This is a genomic window from Pseudocolwellia antarctica (assembly GCF_049933045.1).
Taxonomy (GTDB): Bacteria; Pseudomonadota; Gammaproteobacteria; order Enterobacterales; family Alteromonadaceae; genus Pseudocolwellia.
Genome location: NZ_CP187926.1, coordinates 2318426 through 2342359 on the forward strand (window position 1 = coordinate 2318426; position 23934 = coordinate 2342359).

The 23934-nt window shown below is 34.5% G+C and carries 19 protein-coding genes; 13 read left to right on the forward strand and 6 right to left on the reverse strand.

Annotated features, from left to right (window positions below; translation table 11 throughout):
* Positions 1-118 precede the first annotated feature (118 nt).
* The 3 genes from ACPUVN_RS10080 to ACPUVN_RS10090 are packed head-to-tail and all read left to right on the forward strand — an operon-like array spanning position 119 to position 4242.
* A complete protein-coding gene (locus ACPUVN_RS10080; RefSeq protein ID WP_426369025.1) occupies positions 119-2626 on the forward strand; it encodes an ATP-binding protein in 2508 nt (835 codons plus the stop codon).
* Positions 2619-2966, forward strand: a complete 348-nt coding sequence (locus ACPUVN_RS10085; RefSeq protein ID WP_426360445.1) for an Hpt domain-containing protein — start codon at positions 2619-2621, stop codon at positions 2964-2966. The genes ACPUVN_RS10080 and ACPUVN_RS10085 overlap by 8 nt, the downstream gene beginning before the upstream one ends.
* Positions 2956-4242, forward strand: coding sequence for a response regulator (locus tag ACPUVN_RS10090; protein ID WP_426369026.1), 1287 nt, complete (start codon positions 2956-2958; stop codon positions 4240-4242). Before ACPUVN_RS10085 ends, ACPUVN_RS10090 begins: the two co-directional genes overlap by 11 nt.
* Before the next feature lie 125 nt (positions 4243-4367).
* Here ACPUVN_RS10090 and ACPUVN_RS10095 read toward each other — a convergent pair whose 3' ends face one another.
* Positions 4368-7061 (reverse strand): CHASE domain-containing protein, encoded by a 2694-nt coding sequence (locus tag ACPUVN_RS10095; RefSeq protein WP_426369027.1) that lies wholly within the window; start codon positions 7059-7061, stop codon positions 4368-4370.
* Positions 7062-7271: 210 nt separating this feature from the next.
* On the opposite strand from ACPUVN_RS10095, the gene tkt reads away from it, so the two are divergent.
* The 10 genes from tkt to ACPUVN_RS10145 all read left to right on the forward strand — a co-directional run bounded on the left by tkt (position 7272) and on the right by ACPUVN_RS10145 (position 18236).
* A complete protein-coding gene (gene tkt / locus ACPUVN_RS10100; protein ID WP_426369028.1) occupies positions 7272-9251 on the forward strand; it encodes a transketolase in 1980 nt (659 codons plus the stop codon).
* Between the two features lie 59 nt (positions 9252-9310).
* Positions 9311-10336: an erythrose-4-phosphate dehydrogenase gene (epd, locus tag ACPUVN_RS10105; protein ID WP_426360554.1), complete on the forward strand. Its 1026-nt coding sequence runs from the start codon at positions 9311-9313 to the stop codon at positions 10334-10336.
* A gap of 36 nt (positions 10337-10372) precedes the next feature.
* Positions 10373-11545, forward strand: coding sequence for a phosphoglycerate kinase (locus ACPUVN_RS10110; protein WP_426360441.1), 1173 nt, complete (start codon positions 10373-10375; stop codon positions 11543-11545).
* A gap of 1012 nt (positions 11546-12557) precedes the next feature.
* Positions 12558-13376 carry a mechanosensitive ion channel family protein gene (locus ACPUVN_RS10115; protein WP_426360440.1) on the forward strand — a complete coding sequence of 273 codons (819 nt, stop codon included), beginning with the start codon at positions 12558-12560 and terminating at the stop codon, positions 13374-13376.
* A 1-nt stretch (position 13377) separates the two neighbouring features.
* Positions 13378-14148: a DUF481 domain-containing protein gene (locus ACPUVN_RS10120; RefSeq protein WP_426360439.1), complete on the forward strand. Its 771-nt coding sequence runs from the start codon at positions 13378-13380 to the stop codon at positions 14146-14148.
* A gap of 307 nt (positions 14149-14455) precedes the next feature.
* Positions 14456-15391, forward strand: a complete 936-nt coding sequence (locus ACPUVN_RS10125) for a LysR family transcriptional regulator (RefSeq protein ID WP_426360438.1) — start codon at positions 14456-14458, stop codon at positions 15389-15391.
* Positions 15392-15408: 17 nt separating this feature from the next.
* Positions 15409-15792 carry a CidA/LrgA family protein gene (locus ACPUVN_RS10130; RefSeq protein ID WP_426360437.1) on the forward strand — a complete coding sequence of 128 codons (384 nt, stop codon included), beginning with the start codon at positions 15409-15411 and terminating at the stop codon, positions 15790-15792.
* 3 nt (positions 15793-15795) lie between these two features.
* Positions 15796-16515, forward strand: a complete 720-nt coding sequence (locus tag ACPUVN_RS10135) for an LrgB family protein (RefSeq protein WP_426360436.1) — start codon at positions 15796-15798, stop codon at positions 16513-16515.
* Positions 16516-16867: 352 nt separating this feature from the next.
* Positions 16868-17311 carry a hypothetical protein gene (locus ACPUVN_RS10140; RefSeq protein WP_426360435.1) on the forward strand — a complete coding sequence of 148 codons (444 nt, stop codon included), beginning with the start codon at positions 16868-16870 and terminating at the stop codon, positions 17309-17311.
* A gap of 646 nt (positions 17312-17957) precedes the next feature.
* A complete protein-coding gene (locus tag ACPUVN_RS10145; protein ID WP_304369455.1) occupies positions 17958-18236 on the forward strand; it encodes a peptidylprolyl isomerase in 279 nt (92 codons plus the stop codon).
* Positions 18237-18437: 201 nt separating this feature from the next.
* Here the strand turns inward: ACPUVN_RS10145 and ACPUVN_RS10150 are convergent, their stop codons facing one another.
* The 5 genes from ACPUVN_RS10150 to pstA form a co-directional block, all read right to left on the reverse strand.
* The gene (locus ACPUVN_RS10150) at positions 18438-19703 is read right to left on the reverse strand and encodes an inorganic phosphate transporter (RefSeq protein WP_426360434.1); all 1266 of its coding nucleotides are present in this window, start codon (positions 19701-19703) and stop codon (positions 18438-18440) included.
* Positions 19704-19712: 9 nt separating this feature from the next.
* Positions 19713-20393, reverse strand: coding sequence for a TIGR00153 family protein (locus tag ACPUVN_RS10155; protein WP_426360433.1), 681 nt, complete (start codon positions 20391-20393; stop codon positions 19713-19715).
* Positions 20394-20566: 173 nt separating this feature from the next.
* Complete coding sequence (gene phoU / locus ACPUVN_RS10160) at positions 20567-21268, reverse strand: phosphate signaling complex protein PhoU (RefSeq protein ID WP_426360432.1); 702 nt, start codon at positions 21266-21268, stop codon at positions 20567-20569.
* Between the two features lie 85 nt (positions 21269-21353).
* On the reverse strand, positions 21354-22178 hold the full coding sequence (gene pstB / locus ACPUVN_RS10165; RefSeq protein WP_426360431.1) for a phosphate ABC transporter ATP-binding protein PstB: 825 nt from the start codon (positions 22176-22178) through the stop codon (positions 21354-21356).
* Positions 22179-22268: 90 nt separating this feature from the next.
* Entirely contained in the window at positions 22269-23906 is a 1638-nt protein-coding gene (pstA, locus tag ACPUVN_RS10170; protein WP_426360553.1) for a phosphate ABC transporter permease PstA, read from the reverse strand.
* Between the last annotated feature and the right edge of the window lie 28 nt (positions 23907-23934).

Sequence of the window (23934 nt, forward strand, 5' to 3'; positions counted from 1 at the left end):
AAATACAGTAGAAGAACAAGCCTACATCTACCTTTCTCATAAACTTCCTACTGATAACGCATGTATTTACAAAGCTTGTATCAGCCCTTTAATCAGTAACAAATTTAAAATATTAATATTGGCCAAAGATGAAAGCACCCAATATAAATACCAACAAGAAAACATCTACCTTTCCAGATTAATCAACTCAATTGAAAGTAGTAATATTGGTATTTGGGAATTAGATATAAAACAAAACTCTGCCGTATTTTCACAAAAATTTAAAGAGTTATTACAAGTTAGTTCAGATGAAACCTTTACTTGGGAAATATTCCAGAAAGCTATTTATCATGAAGATTTATTATTATTTGAGATATTTTTCAAATCACATATTCAATGTAATTCCCCTTTGGATTTTGAATTTAGAATGATCATAAAAAATCAAACCTATTGGTTTAATATTAAAGGCAAACTCTTCTACGAGAATGGCGAACCAAAAACGATCATAGGAACGCTTACCGACTACACGTTAAATAAACAAATACTTAACGAATTAAACAATGCTATAGAAAGTAAAAACATCACAATGAAAGCAGGTAAAATTGGTACCTGGTGCATTGATCGTGTTAATGAAAAGCTAAATTTCACTTGGGATTTATATGCAAACGAGATGGTAGGTTTAGCCAATGAAGATATAGGAGACATAGGCAAATGGATGGCAACGGTTCATCCTGAAGACATAGACGAAATGAAAAGAATTACACAACATACTCTTCAAACAGGTGAAGACGTCAACAACAAATATCGTGTTATTTTACAAGATAAAACCATTAAGTATTTTCAGAGTATTGGACGCGCTGTTTATGATGATATAGGTAATATTTATCGCATTGATGGTATTTGTATTGATGAAACTGAAATACACAATGCTGAATTAAAACTCAAAAAAATGAACAGTCATCTTGAGGACAGTGTTGCTGAAAGAACCAAAGAACTGATTAAAGCAAAAGAACACGCTGAAAATGCGAGTCAAATAAAGTCTGATTTTCTCTCAATGATGAGTCATGAATTAAGAACGCCAATGAATGGTGTAATTGGTTCTTTAGATTTATTAACAGGCACTAAGCAAACTCACGAGTCTAAAGACTTAATAAGTACAGCAAAAACCTCTGCTGAAAACTTGGTTTTTATTTTAAATGACATCTTAGATATTAATAAAATTGAAGCAGGTAAGCTGGTTTTAGAAGAACGTGTTTTTTCAATCTCAGAAATTATAGATAACGTCATTAAAGTATTTATCCCTGTTGCAATAAAAAGAGACATCTCTTTACAGGTGGATGAAGATCCCAAAACGCCTATGTTTATCAAAGGCGACCCTATGAGAGTTAGACAAATTTTATTTAACCTTATCGGTAACGCCTTAAAATTCACAAGTTCATCACTTAAAAAACCAGGAAAAGTTAGCTTAGTCACTCAGATCACTAAAAAAACCAATTCCAAAAGCGTTATCAGTTTAAAAGTTATCGACAATGGCATTGGTATAGATAAAGACACCCAAACAAAGCTATTTAACCCTTTTATTCAAGCTGAGCGTTCAACTACCAGAAAGTATGGCGGCACTGGTTTAGGGTTAGCCATTTGTGGCAAGTTAACTGAAATAATGGGTGGAAAAATCACCCTTACCAGCGAAAAAGGTAAAGGTTCTTGTTTTGATACGGAGATCCCTTTCATAAACTCTCAAGAAACTAGAGCTATGGATATTGAGTCACTCTCAAATATTCGGGTTTCTATCATTAACTGTCATGAAAATACAAAGAACAAATCAGATGATTACAAACAGTACTTAAAATATGAAGGTGCAGTTGTTAGTACTTATACCCTTGAGGAATATATTCAAACAAAAGCAAGCTACGATGTACTTTTTATCTTATTAGATGACGATGATGAAAATAAAAACACAGTTACCCAACTGCTTGAGGAAACGGCCAGTAAAAACAGAATCACTATAGCAGTGAGTAGAAAGTCTATAGATGAAACAAGGCAATCGTTTAAAGGTGTTCATGTAAGTTGTTCTGAACCTATGACTCGTATCCAGCTTGTTCAATGCATACAACATACTTGGCAAAGTGGTTTCGAGTTAAACCTTGATGATCTCGATTTAAGCTCTTTAGAGCTTGATCTTGAAGAAGAAAATGATGATTCATTATCGTTAGATGAACTTGATTTCGACTTTGATACTAGTCCTACAGAAGTTAAGGATAAACCAAACAAAGTCGATATTTTAGTTGTGGAAGATAATCCTCTGAATCAAAAGCTTATAGTAAAGCAATTAGAAAGATTAGGTTATAACTGCGAGCTTGCTGACGACGGATTACAAGGACGAATTATGTGGGAAGAAGGCTCTTACAGCCTGATATTAACTGACTGTCATATGCCCAATATAGACGGCTATGAAATGACTAAACAAATTAGAGCAATAGAGAAAACGAAAAAAATTAAGCCTATAAAAATTATTGCCGTAACAGGAGCAGCAATGAGCGGTGATGCTGAATATTGTATAGCGTCAGGCATGAATGATTTTCTTAGTAAACCCATTCAATTATCCGATTTAAGAACAATGTTAAAAAAGTGGTACACACATGAGTAATGAACAATTAAAAATATTCAATAGCAACACCATGCTTGACCTCATTGGTGATGATCAAGAGTTAATAAAAAAATTTCAAATAGAGTTTCTACAACAGGCAAAACAATCTATTGCTAAGTTAAGTGATGCCTATAGCAAAACCGACTTTAACGCATTAAAAAGTGAATCTCACTTTTTAAAAACCTCAGCTAAAGCTATAGGAGCTGAGCTAACAGCTGACTATTTACAACAATTGGAAAATATATCTGAACTTAATGATAAAAATAAATGTAAAGAGTTGATTATTTGTATCAATAACTCGATCAAGCAGGTTTACGGAGTAATAAAAAATGAAGCCTAACCCTTTATTAGTTGGCAGTCGTCATCCCAAAGTCATAATGTTAGTGGATAATGGTGACGATACCGCAGGCGCAGCTAACATTTTAGCTAATCACATAGACGAATATAGAACAATATTCTTAGATGAAAATACCACTGAGTATATTCATCAAACGGCACCTGCTGTTATATTATTTGCACTATCAAGTATAGAGAAGTGTGTCGAATATTATAAATTTTTAGTCGAAGAATCCGAATTAGAACACATACATTACAGTGTATTACTTTGTAATAATAAAGAGTCATCTCTTGCGTTTAGATGCTGTATGAAAGGTCTTTTTGATAATTATTTTGTATTTCAACCGCTCTATGAACGTTTAAGATTATTGATGATAGTGCAAAGTGGACTTACCGAAACACAAGCTGACAGTAAAATTCAAACCGATAGTGAAGAGCTTAGTGAGAAAATTGATGAAGAACTTTCTGCATTAATTGATGAAGGCAGTAAATGTAAACAGAACTTATTGAAAAAAATATCACAAAGTCGCGAAGATATCTCAAAAGTTCCAACATCAGATTTAATAAAAGATATTAATGACTTAGATTCTCCACAGGAGTTGTTAAATAGTATTAACCAAGACCATGTTCATCCTTTATTACATTTATTAGAAAAAGATATACGCTCAAGCCTCGACAATATAATTACACAATTATTATCGCAACAAGGCAGTATTAAAGAAGCTCTTCCCGTAAAAAAACAGAAAAGCAAAGGACTGATCACACATGTCCCATCCATTAAAAAAAGAAATAATGATTTAGAAACAACGTCCAATGACCTTATAGATGATGAACTAATTAATGAAAAACTAGCAGAAAACCCAAAAGTTCCCCCTGAAGATAATAATACGTTACCTCACTCAATTTTAGTTGTTGAAGACAATAAACTATATCGAGACATGATATCGAATGTACTTACGAAAGAAAATTATCAAGTAGATGAAGCAGAAGATGGCCTTTGTGCATTAAATAAAATAAAAGAAAATCGTTATGATTTAATTCTTATGGATTTATTTATGCCTAATTTGGATGGTTTAAATGCCACTAAAAAGATACGCCAGCTATCTAAAGGCATAGATACTCCTGTTATAGCTCTAACGGGTAATAAGAATAAAGAACTTGTTAAGAAGTGGGCTAATTATGGGCTTAAAGGATATATTATAAAACCTTCCACAAAAGCAGAGATTTTGTCTGTAGTAAAGAAAAACGTGGGACTTTCTCAAGAGCATATTGACGCCTAAAACGTCTAGTAAACAATAAATACCACCGTCAGTAGTCGTTTGATTATTTAGTACTAATTAATCAAACGACTCTATCCTTACTACCTAACTACATCCCCTTCCCTCAACAAAAGTAAAGTACAGGCTTATCTAAAATGGTTAAGAATGAGTGTTCTTAAGTTTTCAGTGGTAATTGGGAGCACAACGTAGGCTGTAAATTTATGGTTAACTAATGAAAGTACATTATCTTCAATCGTATCATTAAATAAAGCAAGTGTGTCTAAAGTAGAAAACTGTCCTTTTAATGGCGAAGGAATTGCTTTTATATCCATTCCACTTTCAGAGCAATCAAAAATAACTAAATGATATTTTTTGAGTAATAAGCTTTCTTCAATCTTATCAACATCAGAAATAACATCCACATAATGTTTTAAAGATAAAAGTTGCCTATACATGTTTTTATTTTGTTTACTAGGACCTTCAACAAACAAAATACGTTTAACATCTAGAACCGAAATATTCTCAATTGATGGTACATTAAAACGCCCTATTCCTAACTCTTGCTCTTGAGATATTTTAACCTTAACAGAGGCATGTAGCATCAGTTCACCAGATGGTAATCGAGCAAGATTAATGTTGCCGCCTAGTTTATTGCATAATTCTCTAGCCATCTCCATTCTTAAGTTAAACTTTCCACCTTCTATAGGTGCTTTGGATTCCAGATCGTTTTGTGTAATCAACTGGTTAGTTTTTAATACATGCAATACGAACACTATCGTTGCACTATTGTGATGATGAAAATGGACCTTTACAGACACACAAATATTTTGACTCTCTAGTATTTCTTGCGCATTTTCAGTACAAGCGATGAAAACTTGCTGTAAGCGTAACTCGTCTGATTCAATAAACTGAGGAACATCTTCTTGGATCATGAACTTGGTATCTTTAGTTTGCGCTTCAACCACTTCTTCCATTCTTCGAAGAAAAAGAATGAAATCGAATGATTGAGTGTTAAGTGTTAACCGACCAGACTCAATACTCGACAGTTCATTTAACGTATCAACTAACTGTTCTAAATTAAGCGCAGCGCTAGAAATGCTAGCAATGTAAGCTTTTTCTTTTTTGGCTAAGTCGTTTTGAGGGAAAATTTCTACTAAGCGCTTAATAACACTTAATGGAGTACGTAATTCAACACTTAACGATTGCAAGAAGCCTGTTTTTGCTTGGTTTTCATTATCTGATTTTTCTTTCGATATAATCAACTCACGTGTTTTTTGGGTAACGCGACTACTTAATTCTGTCGAATAGGCCGCCATCATTAAAATAAGTAACTGAAAAACAATACCTCCTAAGGTGCCACCTAATAAAGTTGCCCAGGTTTGCCAAGATTTATATTGTAAAACCCAAGTATCTTTCTCAGAAAGTTCATAAACCCATTCACGAGAAAATACATCTATAGTTTTTTTACTTGATAATCTATCAGGTGAATCTAAGTGACTCCCAATTATAGTAAATTCACTTCCTTTATGAACATCAGATACCATCAAGTTAATATCTTTCTCATCCGCATAGTTCATCATATTTTGAAAGAATGTTGAAACCCTCACAACAGCAATAACGACACCTGAAACAGGCAAACTCCCCTGTTGTTTATATTGGCCAAATAATGGTTTTAAATTATGATTAAAAACGGGTAAGGCAATTAAAATTACAGGGTTAGAAAAATCACCTTCAACCATATTTATGGGTAAGGTTGCGGATACTCTTCCTGTTGTGATGGCTTCTTTAATCGCTTTCTTTTTATCTATATGATCAAATAAATCCACACCTAATATTTGTTCGTTTTGATAACGAGGAAAAACATATTGGACGGGTAAATATAGATCTAACGTTCCTGATTTTATGTTATTTCCCATAATCGTTTGCTGGCTAATCACATAATGTATATCTAAAACCTCAGACATATATCTTTCATAAGTACTTCTATGGATATCTTCTACAAAAGGGGCCCATTCAAACGATTCAATCTTTGATCGTTCGTTAAGTATGTAGGCTGAAAACTCATAAAATGATTCAACATTAACTAAGCGGCTGGCTTCAAAATAGGCTTTCAATGAATTTAACTGTTGTTCTATTTGTTGTAATTCTTGCTCTAACTTAAGTTCAATAGTTGACTGAACTTTAAAAAAATCATCGTTACGATAATGTTCATTTTGATCTTGTCCTATCTTAAAAAGTAAAGCGATTGAAATTCCACCTAAAACAGAAGATATGATAACAAATAGCTGTTTACCTTTATTAAAGCTCTGATCTGAATTTACAAATAATAAAAGCGGAATACCAAAAATTGAAATTAATACACTTAAAGACCATGTTTGACAAAAAACATAAAACAAGTTGATATCAAATGATTTAGCAGAAAGTATCATGATTAATACTGATGCAGAAGCTGAAATTACAGAGGCTAACGGGCCTACTTTATAGATGAAAGATGATAGTTTTTTACGGCTATTTAACCACTGTCCGTGAGATATTAACTTTTCGGTTAATTTTTTTGCCCAAATACCTTGCGCGCAAAAGGCTAGAGTAAAAAGGATAAATATAGATAACTCTAAGCCAGCTGAAAAATAATAATTTAAAAGCGAATTTAACGTAATACTGCCTAAAACAAGCGGAAAAACTTGACGTTTCCCCCATAAAATAATTACTGCACTTGAAATACCCGCTGAAACACCTAATAAAAGAAGAATAGATAAAGGTTCAAATAACAAAGCAGTTAATAGGCATACCGTTAAATACAAAATAAAAGTAAACAATGGCTGATAGATTTGTTTTTTCATAAAAAAGGTAATTAGCTAAAAAATATGAGGATAATGGTTCAATATACTGATGATCACCTTAAATTTATAGGTGTTTTTGAATTACATTTACAGTCAATATGAAACATAACAAATAAAGTATAACAAATAGCAGAATAACATTTGCAGTTATGGGTACGTTCAGGTGAGAATAAGCCTATTTAAATTCTATCATTTTTAAGCGGAGTAATTATGACATCTCGTCAAGATCTAGCTAATGCAATACGTGTATTAAGTATGGACGCTGTTCAAAAAGCAAAATCAGGTCATCCAGGTGCCCCTATGGGAATGGCTGATATAGCTGAAGTTTTATGGCGTGATTTTTTAAATCATAATCCATCAGATCCACAATGGGTAAACCGAGATCGCTTCGTTTTATCTAACGGTCATGGTTCTATGCTTATTTATTCACTATTGCATTTAACCGGTTATGACGTATCAAGAGATGATTTAAAAAACTTCCGTCAATTACATTCTAAAACACCGGGTCATCCTGAATATGGATATACACCGGGTGTTGAAACAACAACAGGACCATTAGGTGCTGGCTTATCAAATGCTGTAGGTATGGCAATTGCAGAGAAAACCTTAGCGGCGCAATTTAACCGTGAAGGCCATGATATTGTTGACCACTTTACTTACTGTTTCTTAGGTGACGGTTGTTTAATGGAAGGTATTTCTCATGAAGTATCTTCATTAGCAGGAACATTAGGCTTAGGTAAGTTAATTGCTTTTTGGGATGACAATGGCATTTCAATCGATGGTAAAGTTGAAGGTTGGTTTACAGATAACACTCCTGCAAGATTTGAATCTTACGGCTGGCATGTTATCAGTGTAGATGGTCACAACCCTGAAGAGATTTCTGCAGCTATTACAGCGGCTAAAGCAGTAACCGATAAGCCAACAATGATTTGTTGTGAAACAATTATTGGTTTTGGTTCACCAAACAAGTCAGGTACACACGACTGTCACGGTGCTCCTCTAGGTGATGAAGAAATTGCAGCAACACGTGAATTTTTAAACTGGCCACATGCACCATTTGAAATTCCAGACGATATCGTTGCACAGTGGAACCAACAAGAACAAGGTAAAACTAAGCAATTACAATGGAATGATACTTTCTCTGCATACCAAGCTGCTTACCCAGAACTTGCTACTGAATATGAAAGACGTGTAATTAAAGGCGACTTACCTGCTGAGTTTGAACAAAAAGCTAATGAATACATTGCACAATGCCAAGACAAAGCTGAAAACATAGCGTCTCGTAAAGCATCGCAAAACTCTATTGAAGCTTTTGGTCATATTTTACCTGAGTTATTAGGTGGTTCTGCCGATTTAGCAGGTTCTAACTTAACCTTATGGTCGGGCTCAAAAGGCATTCAAGAAGATGCTGCTGGTAACTACATATTCTACGGTGTACGTGAATTTGGTATGAGCGGTATTATGAACGGTATTTCGTTACACGGTGGTTTTATTAACTACGGTGCAACGTTCATGATGTTTATGGAATATGCTAGAAACGCTGTACGTATGTCTGCACTTATGGGTATTCAAAACATTTTTGTGTATACCCATGACTCTATTGGTCAAGGTGAAGATGGCCCAACGCATCAACCTGTTGAACAATTAGCTAACTTACGTAATACACCAAATATGGTGACATGGCGTCCAGCTGATGCAACTGAATCTGCAGTAGCATGGAAAAATGCTATTCAACGCCAAAAGGCTCCAACGTCTTTAATATTCTCGCGTCAAGGCTTACCTGCTCAATCAAGAACTACAGAGCAAGTAAGTAACATAGCTAAAGGTGCTTACATTTTAAAAGATAGTGTAGGAACTCCAGAAGTTATCTTAATCGCGACAGGTTCTGAAATTGCAATTGCAATGCAAGCAGCTGAGCAATTAGGTGATAGCGTTCGTGTTGTATCTATGCCATCTACTAGCATTTTTGATGAGCAAGACGCTGCATATAAAGAATTAGTTTTACCTGCAAGTGTTGTTAAACGTGTTTCAATTGAAGCAGCTCATACTGACTTCTGGTACAAGTATGTTGGTTTCTCTGGAAAAATCATCGGTATGACAACATTCGGTGAATCAGCTCCTGGCAATGTATTATTAGAACACTTTGGTTTCACAGTAGACAATATTGTTGAAACAGTTAAAAGTCTTTAATTTTTAAGCCTTAAACAAAAGAACCTGTTATGCAGGTTCTTTTTTATTTTGTAGTTAATATGCCTATAAATATCGCCATAAATGGTTTTGGAAGAATTGGTCGCAACGTTGCTCGAGCTTTATTCGAAAGTAACAGATCAGATGAATTTAATTTAGTCGCCATTAATGAGATAGCAACCCCAGAAGGTATTGCTCACTTATTAAAATACGACACAACTCACGGGCGCTTCCCTTTTCCTGTAGAGCTTCACAATAATCAACTATTGATCAACGGTAAACTCACCCATTTATCTCACGAAAAGCAACTATCTAATCTCCCTTGGGCTAAACACCAAGTAGATATAGTGCTTGAATGTACGGGCAAGTTTGACCAATACGATCAAGGTGAGCAGCACTTAAAACAAGGTGCTAAAAAAGTATTATATTCACACCCTGCTTCAAGTGATGCGGAAGTTGATGCGACTATTATTTATGGTGTTAATCATCATATTTTATCTAAAGAGCACAACATCGTTTCCAACGGTTCTTGCACAACTAACTGTGTAGTACCTGTTATTAATGCTATTGATGATGCCTTCGGTGTTGAAAGTGGCACCATAACCACTATTCATTCTTCAATGCATGATCAACAAGTTATTGATGCTTATCATCCTGACTTGAGAAGATCGAGAGCCGCAAGCCACTCTATTATTCCTGTAGATACTAAACTTGCTATCGGTATTGAACGTATACTACCTAAGTTTTCAGGACGTTTTGAAGCCATTGCCGTACGTGTACCCACCTTAAACGTAACCGCTATGGATTTAAGCTTAACGGTATCTAAAGATGTAGATATAAAAGCCATTAATCAAGCAATACAAAACAGTCAAAACAATGGATTACAAGGTATTTTAGGTTATACCGAAGAACCTTTAGTTTCTGTTGATTTTAATCATGATCCTCATTCATGTATCGTCGACGGAAATCAAACACGAGTCAGTCACAAACGCCTTGTTAAACTATTAATATGGTGTGACAACGAATGGGGTTTTGCTAACAGAATGTTAGACACCGCTAAAGTGATGGCAGACACATTAAACAAATAACAGTAAAATTTATTTATAAAATTATAAGGATCCAAAATGTCTATTATTAAAATGGCAGATCTAGATTTATCACAAAAACGTGTACTTATCAGAGAAGACTTGAATGTACCTGTTCAAGACGGAAAAATCACATCAGATGCACGTTTAAGAGCGGCATTACCTACATTAAAACTTGCTTTAGAAGCTGGTGCTAAAGTGATGGTAATGTCTCATTTAGGTCGCCCGACTGAAGGCGAAGCCAATGATGAACTTTCACTACAACCTGTTGTTGATTATTTGGCAGCAGCATTAAACTTCCCTGTAAGACTAGAAAAAGATTACCTAAACGGTGTTGAATCTATTGCTGGTGAGCTTGTTGTATTTGAAAACATTCGTTTTAACATTGGTGAAAAAGCTAATGATGAAGCTTTATCTAAAAAACTTGCAGCATTATGTGACGTTTTTGTAATGGATGCTTTTGGTACGGCTCATCGTGCACACGCTTCTACACATGGTGTTGCTAAATTTGCACCTATCGCGGCTTCTGGTCCTTTATTATCGGCTGAATTAGAAGCATTAGGTAAAGCACTTGATAACCCTGCTCGTCCATTAGTTGCTGTAGTAGGTGGTTCAAAGGTTTCTACTAAATTAACGGTTTTAGATGCTTTATCTAAAATTGCTGACGTACTTATCGTTGGTGGTGGTATCTCAAATACTTTCGTTGCAGCAGCTGGAAACGAAGTAGGTAACTCTTTATACGAAAAAGATTTGATCCCTGAAGCTCAACGTTTATGTAAAGAAACTGAAGTTATCTTTGCTGAAGATGTAACAACCACTAAAGTAGGTTTTAGCGACTGGTCTCATGATGCAGTAACTGAAATCAAAGAACTTTCAGAAATTAGTAGCGATGACGATATTATCGATTACGGACCTAGATCTGCAGCAAAAGCCGCTGATATCTTAAAAAATGCTAAAACAATTCTTTGGAATGGCCCATGTGGTGTATTTGAATTTGATGCATTTGCTAAAGGTACTGAAGTTACAGCACGTGCTATTGCAGAAAGTGAAGCTTTCTCAATTGCTGGTGGCGGAGATACATTAGCTGCTATTGATAAGTTTGATTTAGCTGACAAAGTTTCATATATCTCAACAGGCGGCGGCGCATTTTTAGAATTTGTTGAAGGTAAAGTATTACCTGCAGTAGAGATACTAGAACAGCGCGGAAAGTAATCTCCTAACTAAGTCGCACACATGACAAAGGTATTTAATCGTTAATATAGTACGGTTAAGTACCTTTTTTATATCTCCTAATCGTTATAGATACGCATTTATAATTTGAATACCAATACTATTCATTAAAACTTCCATACTACTTATACCAAACGGATTAATTTATTGAGCAACTTAGAACTACATTAGCAATGCTTAGAACAAGCAAAATTGAAGTCAACAACCCCGTAGCAAGCTTTCTCGTAACCTCGAACCTGCTTCGCAGGAAGGGGTATGTTTAATTAGTCGAAAAACGAAACCCTACGCAGCAAGCTGCGGGGAATTAAACCCATAGAGATTAAACATAGTTATTCTATATTTTTTTAATTTTGTGATGTTATCAGTTTGCTAATGAGCTCCCGAAGGGCGAGAATTTAAAGGCTTATATGCCGCGTTATTGATTTTGACAAGGTTCCTACATGGATGTAGGACATTAGGGTAACGCAGGAGCAGTTACCGAGAATAACCATTCTCTTCAATCAATGCCTCGCCTACATGGATGTAGGTGCTTAGGTTCAGTCTGGAACTATGAACCTGTGCCTCTAAGCCTTTAAATTCTCGCTAAGTGAGCAATAAATTAATCCGTTTGGTATTAAACATGCTAAAAAACTAAAAGCTTTCACACCACCACATAATTATCTCCTTTTAAACGAGTATTCCTCGTCATAGTTTAAGTAAATAAATACATTAATCCTTACAGTAATAAACTGACTTTATATTTTAAAATAGCAAATAACCTTAATATTTAAAGGGATATAAATGGTTATATTATTTTAAATTCATCTTCTAAATTGTTATAAAAACATACTATACAAATTATTTTCTTGATATTCAATGTAACTACAGCCCAATAGAAACGATAAAATTAACAAAAAATTAACATTTTTTCACAACTTTCCTTTTTATAATAAAAAACATCATATATAATCAATTTGTTTCAAAATATTACCTACTTAAAATAAAGGATAACAACATGGAAATGATTACTGAATGGTTTTCAAATAACCAAGATCAACTTTTACAATACGTTATAGATTTTGTTATAGCTATTGCAATCATCATCATTGGTAAATGGGTTGCTAGAGTTGTAAGCAACACAGTTATTAAAGTATTACTTGCTAAAAATATTGATAAAGCTGTTGCAAGCTTTGTTGGTAGCATTTTATTTAGCTTAATATTCTTCGTATCAATTATCGCTGCAATCTCGCACATGGGCTTTAACACAACATCTCTAGTTGCAATTATTGGTGCTGCTGGTTTAGCAGTAGGTTTAGCACTTCAAGGTTCTTTATCAAACTTTGCTTCAGGTGTTTTACTTATCGTATTAAAACCATTTAAAAGCGGTGACTTCGTTGAAGTTGCAGGTAGCGCTGGTGTAGTTGAAGAAATTCATATTTTTTCTACTCAATTAAAGTCTGGTGATAACAAAACTCTTATTATCCCTAACTCTGCAATTACAAGCGGTACAATCACTAACTATTCAACTAAACCTACTCGTAGAATCGACTTAGTTATTGGTGTAAGCTATGACGCAGATCTTGCTAAAACTAAAGAAATCTTAGCAAAAATTGCTAACGAACATGAATTAGTATTAAAAGATCAAGCTGTAACTATTGGTGTAAGCGAATTAGCTGATAGTTCTGTAAATTTAGTGCTTCGTCCTTGGGTTAAGTCATCTAACTACTGGCCTGTATACTTCGATTTATTAGAAACAATCAAAGTATCTCTAGACGAAGCTGGTATTGAAATTCCTTACCCACAAATGGGTTTGCACATGAATAAAGAAGACTAAAATGAACCAAAAATTAATTGTAGCCGCTGCACTTGGCTTAACATTATCTAGCTCAGTAGCAATAGCCGCTGAGCCAGCTGAAAAATCAGCAATCTCTTCATCTGCTGAATTAGGTATGCTTTTTAAGACGGGAAACACGAAAAGTGTTGATTTAAAAGGTGGTTACGATTTTAAATATGAAAAAGATCTATGGCGCAGTACTCTTGCTTTTGACATCTTAGTTAAAAAAGCTGATGAAGAACAAGATGATGGTACTGATGAATTCGAAACGACTGATAGAAAGTGGTCAATCGTTTCAAAGACAAATTACATTTTAAACAAGTCTAACAAAAGCTATGTTTATAGTGATGTGTCTTATGAAGACAACAGTATTACTGGTAACTTCGACAATCAAAGCTCTTTTTCAGTTGGTTTAGGTCGTGAATGGTATAAAAGTGAAACTTCATCATTTTTTGCTGATATCGGTCCTGGTTACAAACGAGATGTAATTAAAGACACATCTGAAATTAACACTGCTTTTATTGTTCAAGCTCAAGCTCTTTATATAAGACAAATCAATGAGCATGTTGAATTTAAGCAATCAGCAAGTGCGAAATATGCACCAAAATCAGGTAAGAACAGTGTTTTTAATGCGGAGTCTTCATTAACAACTAAGTTAATTGAAACTCTTCAGTTAAAAGTATCTATTAAACTTGATTACAATACTGAAGTTGATGAAGATATTAAGAAACTTGATACACAAACAGCGATTACGCTAGTGTATAGTTTTTAATTAATACTAAACATTTCGACTAAATAAAACCGCATACTTGTTATGCGGTTTTTTTGTTTTATATGTCAAATATAGCAATCACTTAAAAAATCATTGGCGCGTCATTTTTTAAACTCAATTAGAATAACTTTCACTGTCATTCTTTCTCTAAAAAACAACTTATATTGATAAAAGTGAATTTCTCCCCTTCTCTCTCTTAAATCAAAATATCAACTTCCATATTAACTTTAATATACAAATCACTTGAGATAATTAGCTATAAAAGTTATATACTTAAGTTATAACTTTACAAAGTATTATTGATCTCATGAATATTTCAAAAATCGATTTAAACCTCCTCATCTATCTAGACGTTTTATTAAGAGAAAAAAATGTCACTCGTGCTGCGGGTCAACTTAATATTACACAACCGGCAATGAGTAATGGTTTAAAACGATTAAGAGTATTATTTAACGATCCAATTCTTGTAAGAACTTCTGATGGAATGGTGCCTACAGAGCGTTCAAGAGCATTAGCACCTACCATAAGAAAGATTTTATTAGAGCTTGAAGAAGCTCTTCAGGGTGAAGAAGAATTTAACGAAGAAAGCAGCCAACGTGTTTTCAGAATTATGGCAAGTGATTATGCAGCCTCAACGTTATTACCTAACTTATTAAGAAAGATTAATAAAATAGCCCCCAATGTAACCATAGACATTATGACACCAAGCGATGTTACCTTTCACGATGTTGAAGCAGGTAAGATTGATATGGCGATTAACCGTTTTGATGAACTACCACAATCGTTTCATCAGAAAACCGTGTGGAAAGACAGTTTTTCATGTTTAATAAGTGCAGATAATCCTATCGCGAGTGACTTTAATTTAAGTACGTACTTATCATCTAAGCATGTTTGGGTATCAAAAACAGGTTTTGGCGTTGGTGTAGGAATGAATCCGAAAGATGTACAAAAATTAGGTTGGGTAGACGAAGCTTTAGCTCGATTAGGTAAGAAGCGTGATATTAAAGTATTTACACGTAATTATAATGTGGCAATGCAATTAGCTTATGAAGACGGATTAGTGGCAACATTGCCGACTAAAGCTGCGATGATCCATAAGAGTGAAGAAAAATACACGATAATTGATCCTCCTTTTGATATTCCTGAAATCGAATTGAAAATGATCTGGAGTCCCCTGCTTCATCATGACGCTAGCCATATTTGGTTTAGACAGTTAGTAATAGAAGCCGCTTCTGAATGTTAAACACGGATAGATAAACCATGAAAGATGCAATTTATAGTATTTTAGCTATTGCTGGATGCGTGATAATAGGCAAAGTTATTGCTCATACTCTTGGAGGATTACCTTCAAGTTTATATGGGCTAACTTGTTTTACCTTGTTATTACACTTTAAAGTTGTATCTGCAGACAGAATTAAATCAAGTATCGAATGGATAATGAAAAATATGATTGTCTGTTTTGTACCTGCTGGTGTCGGGATTATTGAACATTTTGAATTAATTAAACAACACGGCTTTGCCATTGTTTTTATCATATTCATCACTACTTTTCTTCTGATCACTGTGATTGGCGTGTTATTCGAGTTAAAAATAAGAAAACAAAATAACACTCAAAATCCTGAAAACTCAGAAAGTGTGAGCTAGAAAATGGCCATTACCGATCAATTACTTTCAGTTGGATTATCTGCAATACTTATTGTGTGTACTATAGGTATTTATCAATTTTTTGCGATGTTGCAAGCAAAAGTAAAAGCTATTTGGCTGAATCCTCTACTCTTTTCAATAGTGGTAACTTCTGCCTGTGTTATCTACTTAAAAATGCCCTTTGAAGAGTATTTTGGCCATACTCAATTACTAACTTCTCTTATAGAGCCTGCTGTTGTTGCATTAGGTTTTCCTTTATATCAACATTTAAATACTATAAAACGACAATTAAGTACTCTACTGATATTGTTTACCTTAGGCGTATTTATCGTTATATCCGTAAGTATGATTTTAACAATATGGCTTATCGCACTACCAGAAATAGCTGTATCCTTATCATTAAAATCGGTTACAACACCTATTGCTCTTTCTCTCTCAGATACATTGAATGGAAATGCCTCCATTACCGCTTTCGCTATTATTTTAGCTGGATTCTTTGGTGCTATGTTTGGCCCAGCCTGGCTGAATTTCATTAATGTTAAATCAGCTGAAGCTCAAGGTTCAGCTATTGGAGCAGCAAGTCATAGTTTAGGAACAGCCACAATAAATAAAATCAGCTACCAGCATTCAGCTTATGGCTCTTTAGCACTTATTGTATCGGCCATTATTACCGCTATTGTTAGCCCTTTTCTCATTCCATTTATGTTTTATTGTTTAAGTTAATATTTAAAAGAGCATAAATACTGAATAGCTTTAGATGAACAACGAACATAATCTTAATCTTCAAAACTTATTATTTATAGTCAAACTAAAATTTTAATTAAAGCCAATAATTTATCTCAGAACTATGTTACAAAACGTTTATTTTTGTTGAACAATGATTAGCTTTAGTTTCTAAATGAAAAAATTAAGAGGTGTTTTTGATGAGAACTAGTTATATATCGTGGTAAGCCAATATAAATAGTAATCATTATCATAGATCTTAGGCTGTCAATAAGATAGAATTAGTTACAATTTATCTACTGTGTTTCAAATACAGTGCCTTAAAAAGATAATAACCTGAGTGGAATAAACAATGAAATCAAAAATCATAACAGCAATTTTTGCCATCGCATTAAGTACAATTGGCTTATGTTCTACAATTTCTCATGCTAATGATCAAAAATCTATCATTAAAGCTGTTACTTATAGCACCTCAGATTTAGCTGCTGCACAAGTAAGTAAATTTGTTGGTCAGAATGTAAATCAAATGAGTACATTAAAAGCAAATAGTTATGATGCGCTTGTTAACAGACCTTTATTTAGCCTTTCAAGCTCAGTGACAGGCAGTTATATACCAAACCAAGATTTTACAAAGAAAAATAGAGTCTTTGAATTAGCAACTATATTTAACGACAAACTACAGCAAGTCATTGCTAAGTTTTCTTATAATGAAGCGCCTAAATATAACAGTCATTCTATAAATGGTGATATGCCTGAAGACAAAAATGCAATTAACTGTGATGTTAAAAAACAATAGTTTTATAACGTTATAATATAGTTTAATGCTTCTCTGTAATTTCCTGATTAAACCCTAAAATAACATTTAAAATTAAGCTGTAAGTATCAAACTTTACTTACAGCTAGCTCAACCTCTTCCTTTGTATACCTGCACTTTAAAATCTTATTATTTAAAGCTTAGACGGAACACTTATTACTTGAAGATAAGTAAATTATCTTACATTACTTATTTCCCTCTATCTCATTAACATCTAATTGTTCTGTCTCTAACTATTATCTTAGCTATTATACCAAACGGATTAATCACTCTACAATTAAAGAAAGCCCTTCATAGTCGGTTTCGGCTACATAAGTGTTCACGCTACTAAGAATTGAAAGAAGTAAGCTTAAAGTTATATTTGATGTCCTTGCTCGCTCTACCCCCTCTTATGTACGTTTGATTCATAGACTAAATACCATAACCTAAGTTAATGGTCGTTTGTATATGTTCATAAAATAAATAGCAGAAATGAATCACAATAGAGTCTGCCCCCCAAAAACGAATAAAAAATAGCTGTTCCCCACTTTAATTAAAGAAAAAGCCATTAACTAAAGCACGGTTATTTAAATTAGTCATCAATTACGTTATTGTGCGTTTAATTATATACACATCTAAAGGAAAAATTATGAGTCAAGCAGCAGCACGCCATTTATTAGTAGATACAGAAGAACAATGTTTAGCACTTAAAGCAGAAATAGAAGCGGGTAAAGATTTTGCTGAAGTAGCTAAAGCACATTCTAACTGTCCATCAAAAGCACAAGGCGGTGATTTGGGAACATTCGGTCCAGGCCAAATGGTTCCAGAGTTTGATAAAGTTGTTTTTAGTGCTGATCTGAACACTGTTCAAGGTCCAGTTAAAACACAGTTCGGTTATCATTTATTAGAAGTTACTTCTCGTACTTAATACCTCATTGTTCAGCTTAAGTAACTTAGTTAGCTTTATTCATGATCATTAATCGTTAACATTTGATGTAGTGATATTTAAAGTTTCAACTGAAAAGTAACAAAATAAAAAGCCCCGATAATTCACATTATCGGGGCTTTATTTTTACTGTTATTTTATAGTTAACTCACAATGAATTAACTATAAACACCAAAGGTTAGTTTAGGTAAAAGACGCTTTAAGTATCCAGAAGAAGATAATTGAAAGACCTGCGCCTATAGGTAATGTTATTACCCAAGAAATAACAATATTACGAACAACACCTAAGTTAATTGCAGCGATACCGCGAGCCATTCCCACACCTAAAACAGCACCAACAAGTGTTTGTGTTGTTGATATAGGAAGACCAGTACCAGAAGCGATAACAACCGTACAAGCTGCAGCTAATTCAGCCGCAAAACCTCTGCTTGGTGTTAAATGTGTAATACCATTACCAATTGTTGCAATAACTTTATGACCAAATAAAGCTAAACCAGCAACAATACCAAAACCACCTAGAGGTAATATCCACCAAGCAATAGCTGCTTTCTTAGCTATTTCGCCTTCATTGCTGATAATACTTTCTACAGCAGCTAGTGGTCCTATAGCGTTAGCTACATCATTTGAACCATGAGCAAATGCCATACAACAAGCCGTTACTACCATTAGAAGAGCAAATACTTTTTCTACGTTAGCATAATGAGTTTTCTTAGAAGCTTTCTCATCAAACTTAAGGCGAGAGATAAAGATTTTACCTATGAATGCTACAACTAACGCAACAATAATTGCGTAAATATAACCTTCTTGAGTACCTATATCTAAACCAATATGCTTTAAACCTTTCTTAATTGTTACTAATGCAAGTACAAAACCCGCAAGGAACATGTAAAAAGGAACGTAGCGTTTAGCTTGTTTTAATGGGTTATCTGTATCAAAAATAAGTTTCTGAGCACTATTAAAGATAGCAAAAGCGATAACACCTGATATTAATGGCGTTACAACCCAACTACCTACAATACCCATAACCTTGCCCCAGGCTACCGTATCTGGACTTACACCAATAGCGGCGAAACCAATAATAGCACCAACAATTGAATGAGTAGTAGAAACAGGCCAACCTAGTACAGAAGCAACTAATAACCAAGTTGCTGCAGCAAATAGCGCTGAAATCATACCAAACACAAGAAGTTCAGGTGAATCTACAAAGTAACTTGCATCGATAATACCTTTGCGAATAGTTGAAGTAACTTCACCACCCGCTAAATATGCACCTGCAAATTCAAAAATCATAGCGATAATGATAGCTTGTTTGATTGTTAATGCTTTAGAGCCAACCGATGTTCCCATCGCATTTGCTACATCATTAGCACCAATACCCCAAGCCATAAAGAAGCCGACGAGTCCAGCCATGATAAGCAGCGTAGAACCACTTGAAATTAAAATATCCATAAATAGCCCTTATTTTCTCGCTAGCATTATTTCTAAACGAGCACCAACACGCTCTGCGATATCGGCAAGTTCGCCAACCCAATCTATAATTTGATATAAAAAGATTACGTCAACAGGGTTTAAACCATCTTCGATGTCTAATAAATCTTGTCTTATTGTTATTTGCATAGTATCTGTATCATTTTCTATTGAATCTAATTCATTGATCATTCTTTCGACCAATTCCACTTCGATCCCTCGAAAACCTGTTTCTAATAAGTCATCTAATTCATTAATAGCGTCAGCTGCTTTTTGTATCGCATCTAAGTTACGCTCTAAATAAGTAATGAAAGAAACTTGTAATGTTTCAGGAATAACGATTTTACGTCCTAAAACACGTCCAGCGATGTCTTTACTTTTATTAGCAATTTTGTCTTGTTCTGAGAGAAGTTCAAGTAAGTCTGTTCGTTCAACAGGCATAAATAAACCACTTGGAAGTTCTAATCTGAGTTTACGTTTAAGCGCGTCTGCTTCTTTTTCGTGAGTTGAGATTTTTTTGCGGATTTTAGTTGCTGCATCCCAATCTAAAGAGGTACATGCATTGAAAAATGGAATAAGTTGTTTACTGCATTTAGTAACCAACCTAATGTGTTTTTCTAGAGGTTTGATAGGAGACTTAGCAAAGACACCTATAATTGTATTTCTGGTCATATTAATTTCCAGTAAGGTTCACATTATTGTTATTCGCCGCGGATATTAACTGATTTGTTACAATTAGCAAACGCTTTGTCGACGATTACTTATAAAATATAAGTCTTTTCTTTAAAGACTGCTGGTAACTTATAAAATATAAGTTACCAATTTATTAAATAAGCAGATTAAATTTATAGTTTTTTCATATCTTCAGCACTGGTGTGGCGTACAACTTTACCTTCAACAAAATAAATAATGTACTCACACACATTTTGACAACGATCGCCAATACGTTCTAATGCTCTTGCAGACCATATCACACTCATCACCTGTGGAATTGAGCGAGGGTCTTCCATCATATAGGTCATTAATTGACGCATTAACGCTTCATATTCACGATCTATTTTTTCATCAATTTGATGAATCCTAAACGCAGCTTCTACATCCATACGTGTAAACGCATCAAGCGTTAACTGTAAGCATTCTAAAACTCGTCGACCCAAATTATCTAAATTAAGTAAAAGCTCTTTATGCTTGTTTGTGAGGCTTTCTAGCGTCACTTTTGCAATTTTAGTTGCTTCATCGCCAATACGCTCTAAATCAGCGATAGTTTTTATAATCGCCATCACTAAACGTAAATCGCCAGCTGCTGGCTGTCTTTTGGCAATAACACGTGTACATTCATCATCAATAACAATTTCAAGGTTGTTTACTTGGTAATCATTTGAAAGTACTTTTTTAGCTAAATCTTCATCGCCTTGGCTTACAGATTCTAATGCTTCATTTAATTGCGTCTCGACCAAACCGCCCATTTGCATTACAAGGTTAATAATGCGTTCTAAATCTTCGTTAAACTGACCGGATATATGACGACTAATATTTAAACTGTCCATGCCTCACCTATTATATTTATTTGAATTAATATCATTTAATAACAACAATATATAACTATTTATCTTAAAGAAGGATCACAGATGATTAACCGTAACGACCAGTAATATAGTCTTCTGTTTTCTTCTTAGTTGGCGTAGTGAATAACGTATTTGTATCACTATATTCAATTAAGTCGCCCATATACATAAATGCTGTTTGATCAGAAACACGTGCTGCTTGTTGCATATTATGTGTCACAATAACAACGGTAAACTGCTGTTTTAAATCGTTAATTAACTCTTCAATCGTAAGTGTTGAAATAGGATCAAGTGCAGAAGTTGGTTCATCTAATAATAACACTTCTGGCTGAATAGCTATTGCACGTGCAATCACTAAACGTTGTTGTTGACCACCTGACAAGCCTAATGCACTTTCGTGAAGTCTGTCTTTAACTTCGTTCCAAAGTGCTGCACTTTTTAATGCTTGCTCTACCGCTTCATCTAAAACTCTCCGGTTGTTTTCACCTTTAATACGTAAACCATAAACAACATTTTCATAAATGCTTTTTGGGAATGGATTAGGACGTTGAAATACCATACCTACCGAGCGACGTAACTCAGCTACATCAACATGACGACCATAAATATTTTCGCCATGAAGGTTAATTTCACCAGTAATCTTACAAATATCAACTAAGTCGTTCATGCGATTAATACAACGTAATAACGTTGATTTACCACAACCACTTGGTCCGATAAATGCGGTTACTTGGCCTTTAGGGATAGCCATAGATATGTTTTGTAAAGCTTGTTTCTCGCCGTAATACAGATTCAGGTTTTTAATATCTAACGCTACTTGCTCTGGCGTTAAATTGTTTAAGTCTACTTTATTTGGGCTATCAGCTATGGCTGTTGGTGTTACAGAGATCATATGTTTCTCTCATTGTTGGAGGTCTCCCTCCATTGTTCATAAAAATAAGTTGTTTGAATAAAATATTACACAGTATTAAAGGTTAAAAGCCTAGTGCTCTAACATTCTGTATTTCTCACGTAATTTATTACGTACAGAAACTGCCGTCATATTCAAACCAACGATAATCGTTACTAGTAATAAAGCTGTTGCATAAACCAATGGTCTTGCTGCTTCTACATTCGGGCTTTGGAAACCAACATCATAAATGTGGAAACCTAAATGCATAAACTTTCTGTCTAAATGTAAGAACGGGAAGTTGCCATCGAGTGGTAAGTTAGGCGCCATCTTAACAACACCCACTAACATAAGCGGCGCTACTTCACCCGCTGCTCGTGCAATAGCGAGTATAATACCTGTCATAATCGCAGGACTCGCAATCGGTAAAATAATACGCCATAAAGTTTCAGCTTTAGTTGCACCTAAAGCTAAACTACCGTGCCTCATTGCTGATGGTATGCGTGACAAACCTTCTTCTGTTGAAACAATGACAACAGGCAATGTTAATATCGCTAGAGTAATAGCAGACCACATAACACCTGGCGTTCCAAATGTTGGGCTTGGTAGTGTTTCAGGATAAAACAATTGATCTAAACTGCCACCTACCATGTAAACAAAGAAGCCTAAGCCAAATACACCATAAACGATAGAAGGTACACCTGCTAAGTTGATAACAGCGATACGTAAAAGTTTAGTTAACGCATTCTTACCTGCGTATTCATGTAAATAAATAGCAGCGATAACACCAAATGGCGAAACAATTACAGTCATTAATAACACCATTAAAACAGTACCAAAGATAGCTGGAAATACACCACCCTCTGTATTTGCTTCTCTTGGGTCATCAACTAAAAATGCGCTTATTTGCTGTAAAAAGGTAAAGAACTTATCAATAAAGTTAAGTTTGTTGTTATAAGTTACTTTAAGAATGTGCTCAAAGTTAATCGTAACCTTTTGTCCATCCATTGCTCTTACCACTAATTGGTCGCGAGCAACTTGGTCACGTAAACCCATCAACTCAGCTTCAAGCACTTGATATTCAGCTTCTAACTCAGCTACATCGGTATTTAGCTCTTTAACTAATTCATCTGTTAATTCGTTATCAAGTTTATATTTACGTTCTTTTAAGCGTGTACGTTCAATCTTATAATTTATAGCACCGATATGTGAATTTTGCAGCGTATCGATTTCTTCTTGAAAATTATCAACTCGCTCAAGTAACTCAGGTAATTTAGAAATATCAACAACAGTACCATCAAGAACCACTGATTCAATATAACCATAAAAATTGCCATTGGTTCTACGTTCAATAACGACAACATCTTCTGGCTTTGTTGTGGTTTGAATTTCAGGTACTAATAACCATCTAAAATCTAAACTTACTAGCTCACGGTTACCTGTTTTCACCAATAAACGTTCTACTGTTTCTTGACCAGGTTCTAATTTAATAGCGGTATGAGCTAATTGCGATGCAGGAATAAACTCACGATCGTATATTTCACCAATAACCGTACCGTGAATACCTTTATCGTTAATTGAGTTAAATTCATAAATATCCGCAGGCCAGAAGTACGATAAGCCTTTAGAAGCAATTAGCCATAACAAACCCAGTACCGATATTAAGCTGACACTAACACCACCAGCTGATAACCAAATCCAAGGAGAACCTGAACTAAACCATTTATTCATATTATGTTGCTCTTTATTACTATTTTTC

Bases quoted from the DNA above. Each gene is read 5' to 3' on its own strand.
- ACPUVN_RS10085 (WP_426360445.1), top strand. From the start codon at position 2,619: ATGAGTAATGAACAATTAAAAATATTCAATAGCAACACCATGCTTGAC.
- ACPUVN_RS10090 (WP_426369026.1), top strand. From the start codon at position 2,956: ATGAAGCCTAACCCTTTATTAGTTGGCAGTCGTCATCCCAAAGTCATA.
- ACPUVN_RS10095 (WP_426369027.1), bottom strand. From the start codon at position 7,061: ATGAAAAAACAAATCTATCAGCCATTGTTTACTTTTATTTTGTATTTA.
- tkt (WP_426369028.1), top strand. From the start codon at position 7,272: ATGACATCTCGTCAAGATCTAGCTAATGCAATACGTGTATTAAGTATG.
- epd (WP_426360554.1), top strand. From the start codon at position 9,311: ATGCCTATAAATATCGCCATAAATGGTTTTGGAAGAATTGGTCGCAAC.
- ACPUVN_RS10110 (WP_426360441.1), top strand. From the start codon at position 10,373: ATGTCTATTATTAAAATGGCAGATCTAGATTTATCACAAAAACGTGTA.
- ACPUVN_RS10115 (WP_426360440.1), top strand. From the start codon at position 12,558: ATGGAAATGATTACTGAATGGTTTTCAAATAACCAAGATCAACTTTTA.
- ACPUVN_RS10120 (WP_426360439.1), top strand. From the start codon at position 13,378: ATGAACCAAAAATTAATTGTAGCCGCTGCACTTGGCTTAACATTATCT.
- ACPUVN_RS10125 (WP_426360438.1), top strand. From the start codon at position 14,456: ATGAATATTTCAAAAATCGATTTAAACCTCCTCATCTATCTAGACGTT.
- ACPUVN_RS10130 (WP_426360437.1), top strand. From the start codon at position 15,409: ATGAAAGATGCAATTTATAGTATTTTAGCTATTGCTGGATGCGTGATA.
- ACPUVN_RS10135 (WP_426360436.1), top strand. From the start codon at position 15,796: ATGGCCATTACCGATCAATTACTTTCAGTTGGATTATCTGCAATACTT.
- ACPUVN_RS10140 (WP_426360435.1), top strand. From the start codon at position 16,868: ATGAAATCAAAAATCATAACAGCAATTTTTGCCATCGCATTAAGTACA.
- ACPUVN_RS10145 (WP_304369455.1), top strand. From the start codon at position 17,958: ATGAGTCAAGCAGCAGCACGCCATTTATTAGTAGATACAGAAGAACAA.
- ACPUVN_RS10150 (WP_426360434.1), bottom strand. From the start codon at position 19,703: ATGGATATTTTAATTTCAAGTGGTTCTACGCTGCTTATCATGGCTGGA.
- ACPUVN_RS10155 (WP_426360433.1), bottom strand. From the start codon at position 20,393: ATGACCAGAAATACAATTATAGGTGTCTTTGCTAAGTCTCCTATCAAA.
- phoU (WP_426360432.1), bottom strand. From the start codon at position 21,268: ATGGACAGTTTAAATATTAGTCGTCATATATCCGGTCAGTTTAACGAA.
- pstB (WP_426360431.1), bottom strand. From the start codon at position 22,178: ATGATCTCTGTAACACCAACAGCCATAGCTGATAGCCCAAATAAAGTA.
- pstA (WP_426360553.1), bottom strand. From the start codon at position 23,906: ATGAATAAATGGTTTAGTTCAGGTTCTCCTTGGATTTGGTTATCAGCT.